Source organism: Sphingobium sp. WTD-1 (assembly GCF_030128825.1).
Classification (GTDB): domain Bacteria; phylum Pseudomonadota; class Alphaproteobacteria; order Sphingomonadales; family Sphingomonadaceae; genus Sphingobium.
Genome location: NZ_CP119127.1, coordinates 471,195 through 486,074 on the forward strand (window position 1 = coordinate 471,195; position 14,880 = coordinate 486,074).

15 protein-coding genes are annotated in these 14,880 nt (G+C 62.1%); 5 read left to right on the forward strand and 10 right to left on the reverse strand.

Annotated elements, in window-relative coordinates:
- Nucleotides 1-250 precede the first annotated feature (250 nt).
- Together htpG and N6H05_RS02465 are read right to left on the reverse strand one after the other, a co-directional pair.
- Nucleotides 251-2,137: a molecular chaperone HtpG gene (gene htpG / locus N6H05_RS02460; protein WP_284112571.1), complete on the reverse strand. Its 1,887-nt coding sequence runs from the start codon at nucleotides 2,135-2,137 to the stop codon at nucleotides 251-253.
- A gap of 440 nt (nucleotides 2,138-2,577) precedes the next feature.
- Nucleotides 2,578-3,546: a sensor histidine kinase gene (locus N6H05_RS02465; protein ID WP_284112572.1), complete on the reverse strand. Its 969-nt coding sequence runs from the start codon at nucleotides 3,544-3,546 to the stop codon at nucleotides 2,578-2,580.
- A 287-nt stretch (nucleotides 3,547-3,833) separates the two neighbouring features.
- Here N6H05_RS02465 and N6H05_RS02470 point away from each other — a divergent pair, with 287 nt between their 5' ends.
- Nucleotides 3,834-4,307 carry a class I SAM-dependent methyltransferase gene (locus N6H05_RS02470; RefSeq protein ID WP_284112573.1) on the forward strand — a complete coding sequence of 158 codons (474 nt, stop codon included), beginning with the start codon at nucleotides 3,834-3,836 and terminating at the stop codon, nucleotides 4,305-4,307.
- A gap of 34 nt (nucleotides 4,308-4,341) precedes the next feature.
- Here the strand turns inward: N6H05_RS02470 and N6H05_RS02475 are convergent, their stop codons facing one another.
- The 8 genes from N6H05_RS02475 to N6H05_RS02510 all read right to left on the reverse strand — a co-directional run bounded on the left by N6H05_RS02475 (nucleotide 4,342) and on the right by N6H05_RS02510 (nucleotide 11,233).
- Nucleotides 4,342-4,539 (reverse strand): hypothetical protein, encoded by a 198-nt coding sequence (locus tag N6H05_RS02475; RefSeq protein ID WP_284112574.1) that lies wholly within the window; start codon nucleotides 4,537-4,539, stop codon nucleotides 4,342-4,344.
- Nucleotides 4,539-4,982 (reverse strand): pyridoxamine 5'-phosphate oxidase family protein, encoded by a 444-nt coding sequence (locus tag N6H05_RS02480; RefSeq protein WP_284112575.1) that lies wholly within the window; start codon nucleotides 4,980-4,982, stop codon nucleotides 4,539-4,541. Before N6H05_RS02480 ends, N6H05_RS02475 begins: the two co-directional genes overlap by 1 nt.
- A gap of 62 nt (nucleotides 4,983-5,044) precedes the next feature.
- Nucleotides 5,045-5,842, reverse strand: coding sequence for an alpha/beta hydrolase family protein (locus tag N6H05_RS02485; protein WP_284112577.1), 798 nt, complete (start codon nucleotides 5,840-5,842; stop codon nucleotides 5,045-5,047).
- Nucleotides 5,839-6,957, reverse strand: a complete 1,119-nt coding sequence (locus tag N6H05_RS02490) for a DUF3182 family protein (protein ID WP_284112578.1) — start codon at nucleotides 6,955-6,957, stop codon at nucleotides 5,839-5,841. Before N6H05_RS02490 ends, N6H05_RS02485 begins: the two co-directional genes overlap by 4 nt.
- A 272-nt stretch (nucleotides 6,958-7,229) precedes the next feature.
- A complete protein-coding gene (locus N6H05_RS02495) occupies nucleotides 7,230-8,210 on the reverse strand; it encodes a TIGR03557 family F420-dependent LLM class oxidoreductase (RefSeq protein ID WP_284112579.1) in 981 nt (326 codons plus the stop codon).
- 106 nt (nucleotides 8,211-8,316) lie between these two features.
- Nucleotides 8,317-8,829 carry a hemerythrin domain-containing protein gene (locus N6H05_RS02500; protein ID WP_284112580.1) on the reverse strand — a complete coding sequence of 171 codons (513 nt, stop codon included), beginning with the start codon at nucleotides 8,827-8,829 and terminating at the stop codon, nucleotides 8,317-8,319.
- Nucleotides 8,830-9,552: 723 nt separating this feature from the next.
- Nucleotides 9,553-9,705, reverse strand: a complete 153-nt coding sequence (locus N6H05_RS02505; RefSeq protein WP_284112581.1) for a hypothetical protein — start codon at nucleotides 9,703-9,705, stop codon at nucleotides 9,553-9,555.
- 649 nt (nucleotides 9,706-10,354) lie between these two features.
- Nucleotides 10,355-11,233, reverse strand: a complete 879-nt coding sequence (locus tag N6H05_RS02510) for a LysR family transcriptional regulator (protein ID WP_031297874.1) — start codon at nucleotides 11,231-11,233, stop codon at nucleotides 10,355-10,357.
- Nucleotides 11,234-11,442: 209 nt separating this feature from the next.
- On the opposite strand from N6H05_RS02510, the gene N6H05_RS02515 reads away from it, so the two are divergent.
- From N6H05_RS02515 to N6H05_RS02530, 4 genes are read left to right on the forward strand one after another with little or no spacing between them, the layout of a single operon-like run.
- Nucleotides 11,443-12,138, forward strand: a complete 696-nt coding sequence (locus N6H05_RS02515; RefSeq protein WP_009823877.1) for a type 1 glutamine amidotransferase domain-containing protein — start codon at nucleotides 11,443-11,445, stop codon at nucleotides 12,136-12,138.
- The gene (locus N6H05_RS02520; RefSeq protein WP_037543870.1) at nucleotides 12,138-12,596 is read left to right on the forward strand and encodes a VOC family protein; all 459 of its coding nucleotides are present in this window, start codon (nucleotides 12,138-12,140) and stop codon (nucleotides 12,594-12,596) included. Before N6H05_RS02515 ends, N6H05_RS02520 begins: the two co-directional genes overlap by 1 nt.
- Nucleotides 12,596-13,702, forward strand: coding sequence for an NADH:flavin oxidoreductase/NADH oxidase (locus N6H05_RS02525; protein ID WP_152528027.1), 1,107 nt, complete (start codon nucleotides 12,596-12,598; stop codon nucleotides 13,700-13,702). The genes N6H05_RS02520 and N6H05_RS02525 overlap by 1 nt, the downstream gene beginning before the upstream one ends.
- A complete protein-coding gene (locus tag N6H05_RS02530) occupies nucleotides 13,699-14,850 on the forward strand; it encodes an L-dopachrome tautomerase-related protein (RefSeq protein WP_284112582.1) in 1,152 nt (383 codons plus the stop codon). Before N6H05_RS02525 ends, N6H05_RS02530 begins: the two co-directional genes overlap by 4 nt.
- Nucleotides 14,851-14,880 lie beyond the last annotated feature (30 nt).

Consider the following 14,880-nt stretch of genomic DNA (forward strand, 5'->3'; position numbering starts at 1 on the left):
TCGGCATCTAGAATGGGAAAGCTGCCGGTCCGCACCTGGGAGCGTGAAATTGGATGCTGAGCGACTGATATGGGTCGTCACAGGAAGGCATCTTCAAGGGCCGGGCCTGGCATTTGACGCGACCATGACTGACAGCGCCGACCGTTCCTTTCACGGGCCAAACGATCGGCACCCTTATTCCCGCTGGCGGCCTAGCTTTTCAGGGCCTGGCCTTGGACAAGTGCGAACTTCGCTGTCGGGGCATGATGGGTCAGTTCAGCGATTTCGCCATCAACCGCTCCAGCCGTTCCGCAAAAGCGCGAGGATCGGCGGGTGGCTGACCTTCGGCTATGCGGGCTTTGTCGAGGAGCAGGAAAGCGAGGTCGCTCCGCTCTTCGTCGCTGGCCCCGGTCTGGCCGAGCTTCGCGATCAGCCTATGGCCGGCATTGACTTCCAGCACCGGCTTCGGCCGCTCGGGCGCCTGCCCGGCTGCGGCCAGCATCCGTTCGAGCTGCAGGTCCATCGCGCTTTCCGACGCGACGATGCAGACCGCGCTGGTCGTCAACCGGTCGGAAACGCGGACATCGGACACATGTTCGGCCAGGGCGTCCTTAGCAAAGCTGATGAAGCTGCCCACCTCCTCGCTCGGCGCGTCCGTCGCAGCGCTGCCTTCAGCCAGCGGGATCAGGCTGAGGTCGGTCGCGCCCTGGGTCACCGACTTGAAAGGCTTGCCGTCATAATCCGCGCCAACGGTCGTCCAGAAGCTGTCGACCTGGTCGGGGAGTAACAGAACCTCGATCCCGCGCGCCTTGAAGCCTTCGAGCTGGGGAGATTGGGCGATGCGATCGAGATCGGTCCCGGTCGCATAATAGATCGCGGTCTGGTTTTCCTTGAGGGAGGCCGCATATTCCTTGAGCGAGCGCCACTCGCCGTTCGAGGTGCTGGTCTTGAACCGGGCCAGGTCCAGCAACTGCGCTCGCCGCTCGAAATCCTCATAAAGGCCCTCCTTGAGCACAGCCCCGAAATTCTCCCAGATCGCACCATAGCGGTCGGCATCGCTGCTTGCGATCTTGTCCAGTTCCGACAGGATGCGGTTGCTCACCCCCTTTTGAATCGCGGACAACACCGGGCTGTCCTGGATCATTTCGCGCGACATGTTGAGCGGCAGGTCGGCGGAGTCCACAAGGCCCCGCACGAAGCGCAGGTAGCGAGGCAGGATTTCCGCCTCATCCGTGATGAAGACGCGGCGGACATAGAGCTTGATCCGACCCTTGCGGTCGGGATCGAACAGGTCGAATGGCTTGGTTTCGGGAATGAAAGTCAGCACAGAATATTCGTGCCGCCCCTCCGCGCGATAGTGGAGCGTAAGCGCGGGGTTATCGAACTGGCCCGCGACGCTGCGGTAGAAGTCGGCATAATCCTCTTCGCTGATATCCGACTTCGCCTTGGTCCAAAGTGCCGCCCCGTCAGCGACCTGTCGCTCTTCCTCCTCGCTTCCCAGCTCCTTGATGAAGATGGGCACGGGGACATGGCCCGACTGCGCCTTTACGATCCGCTCGACCGTGTAACGCTCGGCAAAGGTCTTGGCATCATCCAGCAGATGCAGTGTCACCCGCGTACCGCGCGCTGGCGCCTCCGCCTTGTCGACTGGCGCAATCGTGTATGTTCCGAGGCCGTCCGACGACCAACTGGCGGCCTCATCCGTTCCTGCACGCCGCGACACGACATCAACATTCCCCGCCACCATGAAAGCGGAATAGAAGCCGACGCCGAACTGGCCGATCAACTGCTGGCCTTCACCATTCTTGTCAGCGGTCAGCTTGTCCATAAAGGCCTTGGTCCCCGAGCGCGCGATCGTGCCCAAAGTCTCCCCCATGTCAGCGGCGCTCATGCCGATACCGTTGTCCTCGACTACGATTGTCCCGGCTTCCTTATCGAGCGCCAGCGTGATGCGCGGCTGCGGATCATCGCCGAACAGGGCGGGATCGGAAATTGCCTCATAGCGCAGCTTCTCGCACGCGTCGGCGGCGTTGGAGATCAACTCGCGCAGGAATACGTCCTTGTCGGAATAGACCGAGTGCACCATCATGTGCAGCAACTTGGAAACATCCGCCTCGAAGGCATGCGTTTCAGGGGCGCTCATGGTGTCGGTCGTCATGGGTCTTCGCTCTCTCACATCTCAGATGGTGCGACGGTCAGATGGATCGAATGCAATTTCCATTCAAGAGGTGAGCTTGAAAGCACGGCCCTTCCGGGCCCGGCCTGTTAGAAGGGGAGGCCTGCGAGCATTTTCTTGCCACCTTTGGTTCACAGCAACTCTGCGCAGTGATTTTTCAATCTCACTTCCACAGCAGGCATCGCCATTTTCCAGGCCATGCCTATTTTGCAATCGAGGCGACAGCCAGAAATATCTCGATCTCGTTTGTTCCAGTCTCGTCCGGGGGTTTATGCACCACCCCTTCACGCCATTACCGACGCCGTGAAGAATGTAGCGAGGCAGCACTTTCAACTCGTACAAGTGACGAAGTGGATTGAGTGGAATCGGGAACGAGAAATCAGGTCATGAATGTCTCACAAGGGCCGCCCACCGTTCGTTAGTCAGTGAGCGAGCTGCTCGCGCGCGAGGCAGATCGTCACGACCCGTTCCCCGGAGCGCCACGCCTGTTCGATCGTACCGCCGAGCCCACGCAGGGCCGCGCGCATCAGTTCTGTTCCGAACCCGTGATCGCCATTGTCCTCGCTTCCACCTCGTTCGCGCCATGCGATGGTGATCGCCGCGTCCGCTGCGGCGATATCGACCATGAGTCGGCCGTCAGGATTGGAGAGCGCGCCATATTTTACGGCGTTCGTGGCGAGCTCGTGCAGAAGCAGCGCGAGTGACGTCGAAGCGCGCGCGCCCACCGGTGCGTCGCATTGCGCAATGTTGACCTGACCGTCGTCGCGATAGGGCTCCAGCACCGCGCCGATAACCTCGCTCAGCATCGCACCGCGCTGCTCTTCGCCCGGAAGCGCGAGGACGAGTTGCTGCGCGGCGCCAAGCGCCGTGATCCGGCTGCTCAGGTCGTCGGCGAAGTCATCGACATCGTCGGCCCGTCGCCGGCCGACGCTGACGAGGCCCTGCACGATCGACAGCAGGTTCTTAATGCGGTGATGCATCTCGCGGACCAGCAGCCGCTGGTCCCCGGCATGCCGCAGCCGCTCGCCTATATCGCGCGCGATCTTCGACGCACCGATGATCTCGCCCGCGGCGTTGCGCACCGGCGAGATGGTGACTTCGATATGGACGGGTTCGCCATTGCTGCGCCGGCGCACCGTCTCGAACCGATCGATGCGTTCGCCGGCACGAAGCTTACCTATGATATCGGCTTCCTCGTGGAGACGGTCCTCAGGGATGATGAGCGTGATGGGCTGGCCGATCGCCTCGGCTGCGGTAAAACCGAACAGCTTCTCCGCCCCGGCGTTCCAGCTGGTGATAACGCCGTCGAGAGTCTTGCTGAGGATGGCATCGCCGGAATTATCGACCACCGATGACAACCACACACCGGCGTCGAACTCGGCATCGTACATTGTCGAACGGCTCATTTTCCCTCGTTACCGGAATGCCCGGCAGCCATGTGAAAGACAGGTGGTGACGGTCGGTGAGCAGAGTCGCCGCAGCAGACGTCGCACGGAGATTAGAAAGATCGAAGAATGACAGCAACGCCTTGGCGGGCTGCCAGTGTCATGAACGGTCAACCGCGCTCCTTACGGAGCCGACGCTAGAGCTTGTCGGCGATTCTAATTGTGCGCTGAACCGCATAGCGGGAAACGACTTGGCTATAAGGTCGTTGGTTCGGGATGGACCTCCCATCGTAGTGCCGGAACCCTATATCCTTGTCTTGAGCGGAGCCGGGCTGCTTGTCGCGCTTGTCGCATGGCTCCCGCTGGCGCTTCGCCAGTTGCCACTCTCCCTGCCGATCGTCTGCATCCTGATCGGAGCCGGGCTCTTTTCGCTGCCCGTCATCCCGGATCAACGATTGCATGTCGTCACGGGATCGGCGGCAGATGTGCAGCATATCATGGCCAGTCACGGCCTTTCTCAGGCCGATTGCATCATTTCCGGGCTGTCCTTTTCGACCCTCGAGCCAGAAGCCGCAACGCAGATCATTGATCGCAGCGCTCAACTCCTGTGCCCAGATGGACTCTTCATGGCTTATCAGATGCGGACTGCCGTGCGCCCGCTGCTCGAAGACCGATTTGGGTCGGTGCGGGCCGGATATGAATGGCGCAATATACCACCCTGCCACCTGTGCTGGGCATCGGAGCCCAATCAGCCCATGGCGCAGTGAGCGGCCGGCGCGGTGCTCGGCTGCCCGGCTCGCCTCAGGGCCGCTGATTATAGGATGGACCGGTATGCTCGGTGGCGACATTATTGCCGACCGCCTGATCCTGCTCCAGCTCGTCGCCATGCCACAGGTTTCTGCCGACAAATATGACGATGAAAGTGGCGATGATGATGCCGACGACGAAGGCGCCGGCTTTACCCAGCCGGCGCGCGGACGGCTTTTCGTCAAGGGCCATCAACGGGTGCCCTCAAGCAGGATTTCGCCTTCCTCCTCACCATCCCAATAATGGGCGCGCTTGCCGATGACCTGGATGAGGACAAGTCCGGGGGTCTGGGTACCCTGCGGCCACCAGCGTTCCAGCCCCTTCGTCCAATGCGCGTCGAATTGAGCCTGGTCTCTGATCAAGACGCCCCGCCCCTCGACCGCAACGAAGAAAGGCCGATGGCCGAGCAAGCCAGACTTGCCCTGATAGCTCAGATTGACAGCGGGATTGGTCTCGATTTCCGAAACCATCAGTGCAGTTTCGTCAGTGAAGAACCACGCAGTGCCATCATAATCGACTTCGCGGTTGTTGCTCATCGGACGCGATCCGATCGCGCCGTCTGCGGCGTGGGTAGCAAGCATCGCGAAATCGATTTCCTTCATCTTTCGCGACAGATCTTCAAGCGACAATGACATGGCTCTCTCCTTTGCACCCTCAACGCATGACAGGGCACATCGGACCAAGGCGTCTGAAGATGTTATCGGTCCGCCAGCTTATAGGCCTGGGCAGGAAGCTCTCCGGCGTCCTGCTGACTGCTTGTCGAGGGCCGGCGACCGCCACGGACCATTTCCTCGATCCACGTCAGCAGCAACTGGTTGTATGCGCGCCGACACCCTTCGTCCCGCAAAGAGTGATCAGCGCCTTTGAGGATGCGGTAGCTCAAGGAATTACTGTTGTGGAACGCGGACATGTAGGAACTGATTGTCGCGTGCGGCACATAGTCGTCTTGCTCTGACTCGACGATCAGCACATCGCCGGCAAATTGCTCGCAAGCCGCCAGAGCCTTGTCCTCGCGGCCCGTGCGGAAGCGCGCCCGATAGGCATTGATAAGTTCGCGGTCGAGCATTGCCTTGGGGACATCCCAATGCTCGTCAGGATAAAGAGCAGGCACGCGCAAGGCGAGCCAGTTGACCGAGCGGACGGCAGTAAGAAGCGCTGCGAGATAGCCGCCATAGCTTGTGCCGACGACCGCAATGGCAGATGGATCGACCTGGTCCTGACCGACAAGATAATCATAGGCAGCCACGACATCGGCAAGACCATGGGATCGCGTCACCCGATAGCGCTCTTCGGCGTGCCGGGCATGGCCGCGCAGATCGAAGGTGAAGCAGATACAGCCCAGCTGCGCGATCTCTTCGGCCCGAACCATGTCCTGATCGCGCGAACCGCCCCACCCGTGGATGAAGAGAATGCCAGGAACGAGCTTGTCCGGTGACAGGATGGTCGCGTCCAGACTTTCCCCCTCGACTTCAAAACATATCTGGCTGCCCGTCATTCCAGCTCCATTGCATATTTTGTGATCGGTCCCGCGACTGCATCGATACCGCTATAATAGAGGATGCTTCCCTCCGGCGCGGCGTCAAGATGACCATAAATTTCCATCGTGGCGCATGTCACCGCTGACAACTCGCGATCGCGTGCAAAGGCTTCCAAGGCCGCTATCTCGGCGCCGCTTGCACCGCCCGCCCGCCAACTTTGCTCAAGAACACCGATGCGCGTTTCCCCGGAAGAATTCATGCCTGCGGCGACGTCATAATTGCGACGAGAGGCCATCAGATCCGGGTAGAATTTCGAGACGGTCGCATCATATGCGATCGCCTTTTCGATCCCTTGCTGCAGATCGTCGGCCAGGCTCAGGCCCGCCAGCTTCTCAAAGCCGCCCCGCACCACATGCAGGGTCGAGCCTCCATAGACGGTGGCGCCTTCGTTGTTGGTGGCAAGGCGCTGGGTGCCCCAGTAAGAGATGATCTCTCCAAAAAGACATGTCACGCCCACGCTGTAAGTGATGACATTGTCGAGATTCTCTTCGATCACGACGCCGTCACGCGCGATAGCCTCCGCATCGAGCTGCGCGATCGCTTCTTCCAGCTCCCGTGGCGAAGTGACGACAAATTGTCCGAGTCCCGCCGTCGCCTCGACCTCCTTCAGACGGATCGAACCATTGCGAAGCATGTCGAGGCTCGCTTCGCGCACAGCATCAACGCTGAACGCGGACCAGCCAGTAAGAACATAAGCCGCAAGAGCGGCGCCCAGTTCGGGCCGCCATCCCTCAGGGACTTCGTTGCTGCCTGGAAAAACCGGATGCGTGATGACCTTGCTTCCGACGAAGCCATGCGGAACCACGCCGCCGTAAATCTGGCTTTCGTTGCGGATGCCCAGTTGGCGCGCCATTTCCAGGTCAATCGTGCCGGTCGGGATGAAGAGCGTGTCCCGCGCATCATTATCCGGCTCGGAGACTGGCGCAGGGTCGTTATCGACGAATGTCGCCTGACCAAGCCGGGCTATCCTTCGCGCAAGCTCGGCTCTTGCGACCCTGTCATGTTCGTTGTTCATGGCCCCGGACCGGGTGGGATAGATCTTCACAAGGCGGGTCTGTTGCGAACTGGCCATTGAACCTCTCAGATCCTGGAGCAGCTGCCGTCAGGCAGATATTTCATCAACCCTGCGTCGCAGGTTTATATCCACGTGCCTTACGCACCGAATGCGCGCCGTGGGCCTAGTGTCGCTCCACCGCCGGCAAAGGCCCTTTGCCTCGCGACAGACGGCGTCGACCGGTGGCGAGAACGGAGGATGGTGGGCGCACATTCTATCGAGACAGGCATCACCTTCTCATTGCCTTCCAACATCGAGCGCCCCTTCGATCTCCCGATCCTGGGGCGACGTCATCTGGACGGTCCCTTTTCCAGGCGCGACAGGGCCGGCTTCAGCTCCTGTTCGAAGAAATCGATGAATCCTGCCTGGTCGTCGCCCGGACAGGTCAACACAATATGGTCGAAGCCAGCATCAACATATTGCGAGATCAACTGGACGTGGGCCTCGACGTCCGGGCCAGCCGAAACCTTCGAGGCCAGGTCCTCAGGCCGGACATATTGGCTTGCGGCTTCGAAGCCCTGGACTGAAGGAACCTCGCTGTTGACCGACCAGTCGAAGGCAGAAAAGCGAAACCTGTCATGAGCGATGTCCAGCCCATGCTCGGCGCTCGGGGCATAGGCGATGACTGCCTCGGCATATCGGGGGCCTGGGTTGCCGGCCTTCGCTTCATAACTCTTCACGAGATCGCCATCTGGTGCGGTCGTCATGATGCCATCGCCCTTTTCCGCGGCGAGTGTGACGGAGGATGGACCACTCACGCCCAGGACGACCGGGATAGGCTCGGTCGGAAGATCATAAAGCTGGGCGTGGTCGACAACAAAATGCGTCCCATTCCAGCTGTGAACGCCGCCCTTCCAGAGAAGGCGAAAAATGTCGATCGCCTCACCCAGCATTTCGTGCCGCTCGGGCACCGACGGCCACCGGGCGCCTGTAACATGTTCATTCAGGCGTTCACCCGCGCCGACCGCCAGGGTGAAACGATTGTCACTCATGACCGCGATAGTGGCCGCCGCCTGCGCGACGATGACAGGATGATAGCGCAGGATCGGGCAGGTAAGGCCAGTCGCGATGCCAATGCGATCCGTAGCATGGGCGATGGCGCCAAGGACGCTCCAGGCAAAGGGAGCATGGCCCTGTGACTCGAGCCAGGGATGGAAATGGTCCGAAATGGAGACGAAATCGAACCCCGCTTTCTCTGCGCGGATGGCATTTTCCACGAGCACTTTTGGCCCGTGCTCCTCCGTCATCAGCTTATATCCGAACTTAGGCATGGGCTGTTCCTCATGGCGCTCGAGATGTTGCCGCCGACCTTGTGCGAGCCCCGGTACCGGTCGGCGCCGTTGCTCGACGTCGGCTGCTCGTCAACCCGAACCCTGCTCAGGCAGGGATCAGGTTGACGGCGGTTGGCTTGGCGGCGGGCAGGCCTTCGGCTTTCGCCTGGGCGGTCAATGCTTCTTTGCGTGCAAGCATCAGATCCCGAAGCGCCACCAGGTCGACATCGGTCTCGCGACACTGCGCAAACATGCCTTCGCCGCGCATTTCTTCCTCATGGACGTGGTGCTTGATCTCTTCGGACAGCACCTTGACCTTGGCGTCGAAGAATCTGTCCTGCGTCGAGCCAGCCTCGATGTCATTGATCAGCACCTTGGCACCATCATGCTCGACATAGGCCTCTTCAAGCGTGTCTGCCTCGATCTTGCCTTCAAACGCGGGATAGAAAATCTCTTCCTCGATCAGTGTATGGATCTTGAGCTCGGTGCAAATCTGGTGAGCGATATCGCCCTTCTTCTTTGCTGAAGCCGCTTTCTCATATTGTTCGAAAAGCTCTTCGACCGTGCGATGATCGGCCTTCAGAAGGGCAATGGCATCACTATATTCGGCCTTGGCCATGACAGGTCTCCTCAGTGGTTTTATCCGCTAAGGAAGCCGCAAACAGACGATCGGTTCCGGCAGCTATTTAACCTGATCCATCTCAATAATCTGCATCAGGGACGAACGCTTTAGCCTGCGCTTCGTGGGGAAAATCTCGATGAATGCGGGCGGATCGTCACGCAATTGCCTTGGTGCCCCAAGACAGATTTGTGCGCCGATCGGCGCAACAGCGTTACAGAAGGCTGTAAAGGCCAGCGGCCGACGATCCGATCATCATGGCTGCCAGAAGCACGGCTTCAATCTTGAGGATAAGGTTCGATCCATCACGGTCATTTTGTGCGTCAGGTTTCAAATATCTGCCTTAAAAAATACCCCACCGACGCCGGCGGGGTAGTGTCGTCCTGAATATCAGAGGAACGAGAAGAACGAGTCCCTCCACGCATTTGTTCCGGACCTTATCGCATCAAGCCCACGAGGGCGGCGAACAGCGCCCCGCACAAGATGCCCAGCGCCAAGACACCATCTACCTCGAAAAAGGATGTCGCGCGGGCGGTGGGGTCGGTTTCTGGGCGGCGCAACGTTCGTCTCTCCAATGGGCGTTTTGGAATGAAACGACCATTATCGTCGATAGTTGCGCGGGTCAGTCGATCAGGCTGACGATCCCGGCAGCGGCGCCGACGATCATCATCGCAGCCAGCAAAATGGCCTCGATGGTCAGGATCATGTCGGGACCGCTGCGCATCAGATATCGATCTCGCGGCGCTCCATCTCGTCCTGGATTGCCGTTTCCTGGGTGGTCAACTCGTCCCGATCCTCGATTTTGTTCCAGACCGTGATCAATTCCATGTCGGTCATTGCAGCGGCGGCAGCCGCGGCTTTGAGGTGATCATCCATGATGACTCCTTTCAGCAAGCAACCTAGCACTGATCGAGTTGGCGGTCGCGTGCAAATGGAGAGGCGTGGGAACGGCACCGGCGCGACACGGCACCGGCGCGCAAAGAAAAGACCCTGCCGTTTCTGGCAGGGTCAGTGAACGATCGATCGCGAAGACAATCGTCGGGTCGCTCGAGGGAGATAGCAGCTTGATCAACGGGCGAAATCACCCGAACGGGGTATCATCGCGGGCAGCTATCATAATCTGCTGCTAACCGCTCACATCAGCTCATTGGCCGTTAGCGTCACTCGGCCGCGACCCGCGCAAACGGCGGAAAAGGGTGGCTAGCGGTCATTCATTTGAGTTCTATGCGATGTCGGCCATTGGCCGGTAGGCGAATGACCGCTTCGAATGTGGAATGGAGGGATAGCTGACGTTCACAGCGCGGCAGTTTGCGACCAAGATGCGTCGTTCGCCGGTCGCGCTTTCAACGACAGCTTCTGCCAAAACCTGCCGCTCGGTCGCCGTGAAACCGTCTAGCAGCAATGCGCCCTAAATTCGGACGTTCGGCCTTGTAGCCGACGATCCCGAAAGCCGCCATTCGTTTCGCCAGCGCTCAACTGGTTCAGACCCGACATTGCGCTCACGGCCCAACAGGCGTGGCCACCATTATTTTCGGAGTGCAGCAATCAGGGCGTCCCGAGCCATGGCCACGCGCGGGTGTCGCAGCGATGAGCGTGCCCAGACGAGGTAGTAAGCGTTGCGCGGCACCGTGACCGGGGCAGGTATCTCGATCAGCGTGCAGGCAGCGCGTTCGCTGCGGGTGAGATAGCCAGGCATCACCGTCCAGCCGAGACCCGCGCACAATCCCGACCGTAGCACCCTCAGATCGGGCGCGGTCAACGCGGGCTGGCTCGTCAGCTCGATCTGGTTTGCATGGAGCCAGGTACGCAGCAGCGGTCGGTCGAGGTCGTACGCGAGGTGGGCCGTCCGGTTGAGCCCGTCGGCAAGCGGCAATTCGGCAATCCGCATGGCAACGGCGGGCGAGGCTACGGCGCGCAGGTGCTCTTCGCCCAGCGGATGAAAGGCCAACCGCGGATCTTCGGGCTGCGAGGCGGTGACGGCTAGGTGCACCTTGTCTTCGAGCAGCAAGGCATAGAGCGCCTCGCGCCCGCCGATATGCAGGCGCAGGTCTAGCCCCGCATCCAGCAGCGGCGCCAGTCGGGGCGCGATCATCTCTCCCAGTAGGTCCGACGGCGCGGCGATGTGGACCGTGCCCGAGATGCGCGACGATCGGGCCCGCGCGCTGGCCAGTGCCGATTCCGCCGTGTCGAGGCTGCTTCCGATCGAAGCCGCGAGATCGTCGGCAATCGCTGTTGGTCGAACACCCCGCGAATGGCGATCGAACAAGGGACGGCCCAATTGCGCCTCGAGCGATGCGATGTGCTGCGACGCAGCCGGTTGGGTGATGCCGATTGCCCGGGCCGCCTCGCTCAGTGAACGACGGCGGTAGACTTCGACGAAGGTGCGCAACTGCAGGAGGGACATTCCGGTTCCATAACCGGATTTATGGCCGTCCGCCATTCCCGCTGGATTTCATGATGCCGTTCCCTGCGTATCTAAGCCGCCGAAAGGAACGATCGAAGCAAAATCGCCGCCAATTGCTCCAAGCCCTTACCGCTGTCCTGGTGGCGGGCGCGGCGCCGGCGGGTGCGTTTGCTCGTGTTTCCGACATCACTAGAAAAGGACAACTGACGATGACCCGCATTCTCATGGTGGCCACCTCCGCCGACCGCATGACTCCCGGCACCGAACCGACGGGCGTCTGGCTCGAGGAACTTACCACCCCGTACTACGCGTTCCGCGATGCGGGCGCCGAGGTTACGCTGGCCTCGATCAAGGGTGGCGCCATCCCCGTCGACCAGCGTAGCGTCAACGCCGACGGCGAGAACGACGCTTCGGTCGAGCGCTATCTGAAGGACGAGGCCCTGAAGGGCGAGGTTGCCAGCACCCTTGTATTCACAAGCATCGATCCCGCCGGCTACGACGCGCTGTTCCTGCCGGGCGGCCACGGCACCATGTTCGATTACCCCGTCAGTGACGAACTGGCCCGCCTGGTCGAACGCTTCGACCGCGAAGGCAAGATCGTCGCCGCCGTCTGCCATGGACCGGCAGGGCTGGTCTCGGCGAAGAAGGCCGATGGCACGCCCTTCGTCGCCGGCCGCCGTGTCGCGGGCTTCACGGACAGCGAGGAACGCGCGGTCGGTCTCGATCAGGCGGTGCCGTTCCTCCTCGAAACGCGTCTCAAGGAACTCGGCGGCAAGCACGAGGGCGGCCCCGATTTTGCCCCCTTCGCCCTGCGCGACGGCAATCTGGTGACCGGCCAGAACCCCGCCAGCGCTACCCTCACCGCAGAGCTCGTGATGGAAGCCCTCAAGGACAAGGTCGCCTGATCATGCGCTATCTCCACACCATGCTGCGCGTCGCCGATCCCGAGGCAGCGATCCGGTTCTTCACGCTGCTGGGTCTCAAGGAGACCCGGCGCATGGAGAACCAGGCCGGGCGTTACACGCTGATCTACCTTGCCGCCGACGAGGATTTCCGCGGCGACGGCGAGCAGGGCGATGCCGAGGTCGAACTGACGTACAACTGGCCGCCCGAGGACGGCAGCGCTGCCGAGACTTACACGGGGGGCAGAAACTTCGGCCATCTCGCCTACGGGGTCGACGACATCTACGAGACGTGCGCGCGGCTGCAAGCGGGCGGCGTGACGATCAATCGCCCCCCGCGCGACGGATACATGGCGTTCGTCCGCTCGCCGGACGGGATCTCGATCGAACTGCTCCAAAAAGGCGAACACATGGCCCCGGCCGAACCCTGGGCCTCCATGCCCAACACGGGCGCATGGTGATGGCGCGCCTGTTCGAACCGCTCGAGGTCGCGGGGCTGCGGCTTGCCAACCGCATCGTTATCGCGCCGATGTGCCAGTATTCTGCCGAGGACGGCGCGATGACCGATTGGCACCGGATGCATCTCGGCCAGTTGGCGCTGTCGGGCGCGGGCGCGCTGACGATAGAGGCGACCGCTGTCAGCCCCGAAGGTCGCATCACCTACGGTGACGTCGGCCTGTACGATGACCGTACCGAAGCGGCGATGCGAAGCGTGCTAGAAAGCGTCCGTCAGTGGTCGGACATGCCGCTCGTCATCCAGCTGGCCCATGCCGGCCGCAAGGCGAGCAGCGCCAAGCCGTGGCACGGCGGAGCGCAGCTTCCCCCCGATACGGAGAATGGCTGGCAGACCGTGGCACCCAGCGCCATTCCCTTCGCTCCGGACGACCATCCCCCTGTCGAACTGGACAAGTCAGGGCTTGCCCGCATCCGGGAGGCGTTCGCGGATGCCGCCCGGCGCGCCGGCAGGCTCGGCATCGAAGCCGTCCAGATCCACGCCGCGCATGGCTATCTGCTTCACGAGTTTCTTTCGCCGATCTCCAACCGGCGCGGCGACGAATACGGCGGCAGCCTCGACAACCGGATGCGGTTCCCGCTGGAAGTGTTCGATGCCGTGCGCGAATCGTTTCCGGCCGACCGCCCGGTGACCGTTCGCGTTTCCGGGACTGACTGGGTTGAAGGCGGCTGGACAGCGGAAGAAACCGCAAGGTTTGCGCAGGAACTGAAGCGGCGCGGTTGCGCGGCGATCCACGTCTCCGGCGGCGGGCTCGACCCGCGCCAGCAGATCCCGGTCGGCCCCGGCTATCAGGTACCGCTGGCCCGCACGGTCAAGGACGCGGTCGCTATGCCTGTAATCGCTGTCGGCTTGATCACCGATCCGCACCAGGCGGAGCGCATCCTAGAAGACGGGCATGCCGACGCCATAGCGATTGCCCGCGCTGCGCTGTGGGATCCGCGTTGGCCCTGGCACGCCGCCGCCGCGCTTGGTGCATCGGTCAAGGCGCCCCCGCAATATTTCCGGTCCGAGCCTCACGAAGTGGGCCGCATTCTCAAGGAAATGACGCCATGAAAATCTCCGTCAAACTGCTTCTGGCCGCTGGCGCTGCCCTCTCGCTTGCCGCCTGCGCGACGACCCGGGAGGGTGCATCCGCGCCCCGGATCGAACAGGTCGCGACCTTCGATGGCGCGATGCCGACTGGCGTGACCGTCGCCCCCAACGGGCGCATCTTCGTCAACTTCCCGCAATGGGGCGACAACGCGCCGTTCACGGTTGCCGAGCTGGTCGACGGCAAGGCGGTGCCTTATCCCGACGCCGCGACCAACCGGCCCGATCCGGCCGACCCGGCGGGGCATTTCATCTCGGTGCAGAGCGTGGTGGCAGACGGCGCCGATCGCCTGTGGGTGCTCGACACGGCGGCGCCCAAATTCTCTCAACCACGGGCCGGCGGTGCAAAGCTGGTGGCGATCGATCTTGCGACCAACCGGGTGGTGAAGACGATCGTCCTGCCGCCCAGCGTGGTGCTGCCCACGACCTACCTCAACGATGTGCGCTTCGATCTGCGTCAGGGCGCCGAGGGCGTCGCCTACATCACCGACAGCAGCAACGACGGCGTCGGCGGCATCATCGTCGTCGATATCGCCAGCGGGCGTGCGATCCGGCGCCTGTCGAACCATGCGACGACCAACCCCGAGCCCGACTTCACCCCGGTCGTCGACGGCGCGGTGCTCATGAACCTCCCGGCCGACGGCCCCGCGACGCCGGTCACGATCGCAAGCGACGCGATTGCGCTCAGCGCCGACGGCAGCCTGCTGTATTACGGGCCACTGTCGGGCCGCACGCTGCACGCGGTGCCCACGGCGATGCTGCGCGATCCCGCGGTGTCCGAGGAGGCGTTAGGCCGCGCGGTCCGCAGCCTGGGGCGCAAAGGCGCCTCGGACGGGATAGCCGAGGACGACAAGGACCGCGTGTTCGCCGGCGATTACGAGAACAACGCGATCCGCGTGCTCGACCAGGGCCGCTGGACGACGGTGGTCAGCGACCCGCGCATCAGCTGGCCCGACACGCTATCGATCGGCACCGACGGCTACCTCTACTTTACCGCCAACCAGCTCCACCGCCAGCCCGGCTTCCACGGCGGGCGGGACCTGCGCCGCAAGCCCTACGAGCTGCTCCGCATCAAGGTCGGCGCCGCTCCCGTCCTGTTGCGCTCGCGGTGAACCCATCAGGCCGGGCGGGCTCGCGCGGGA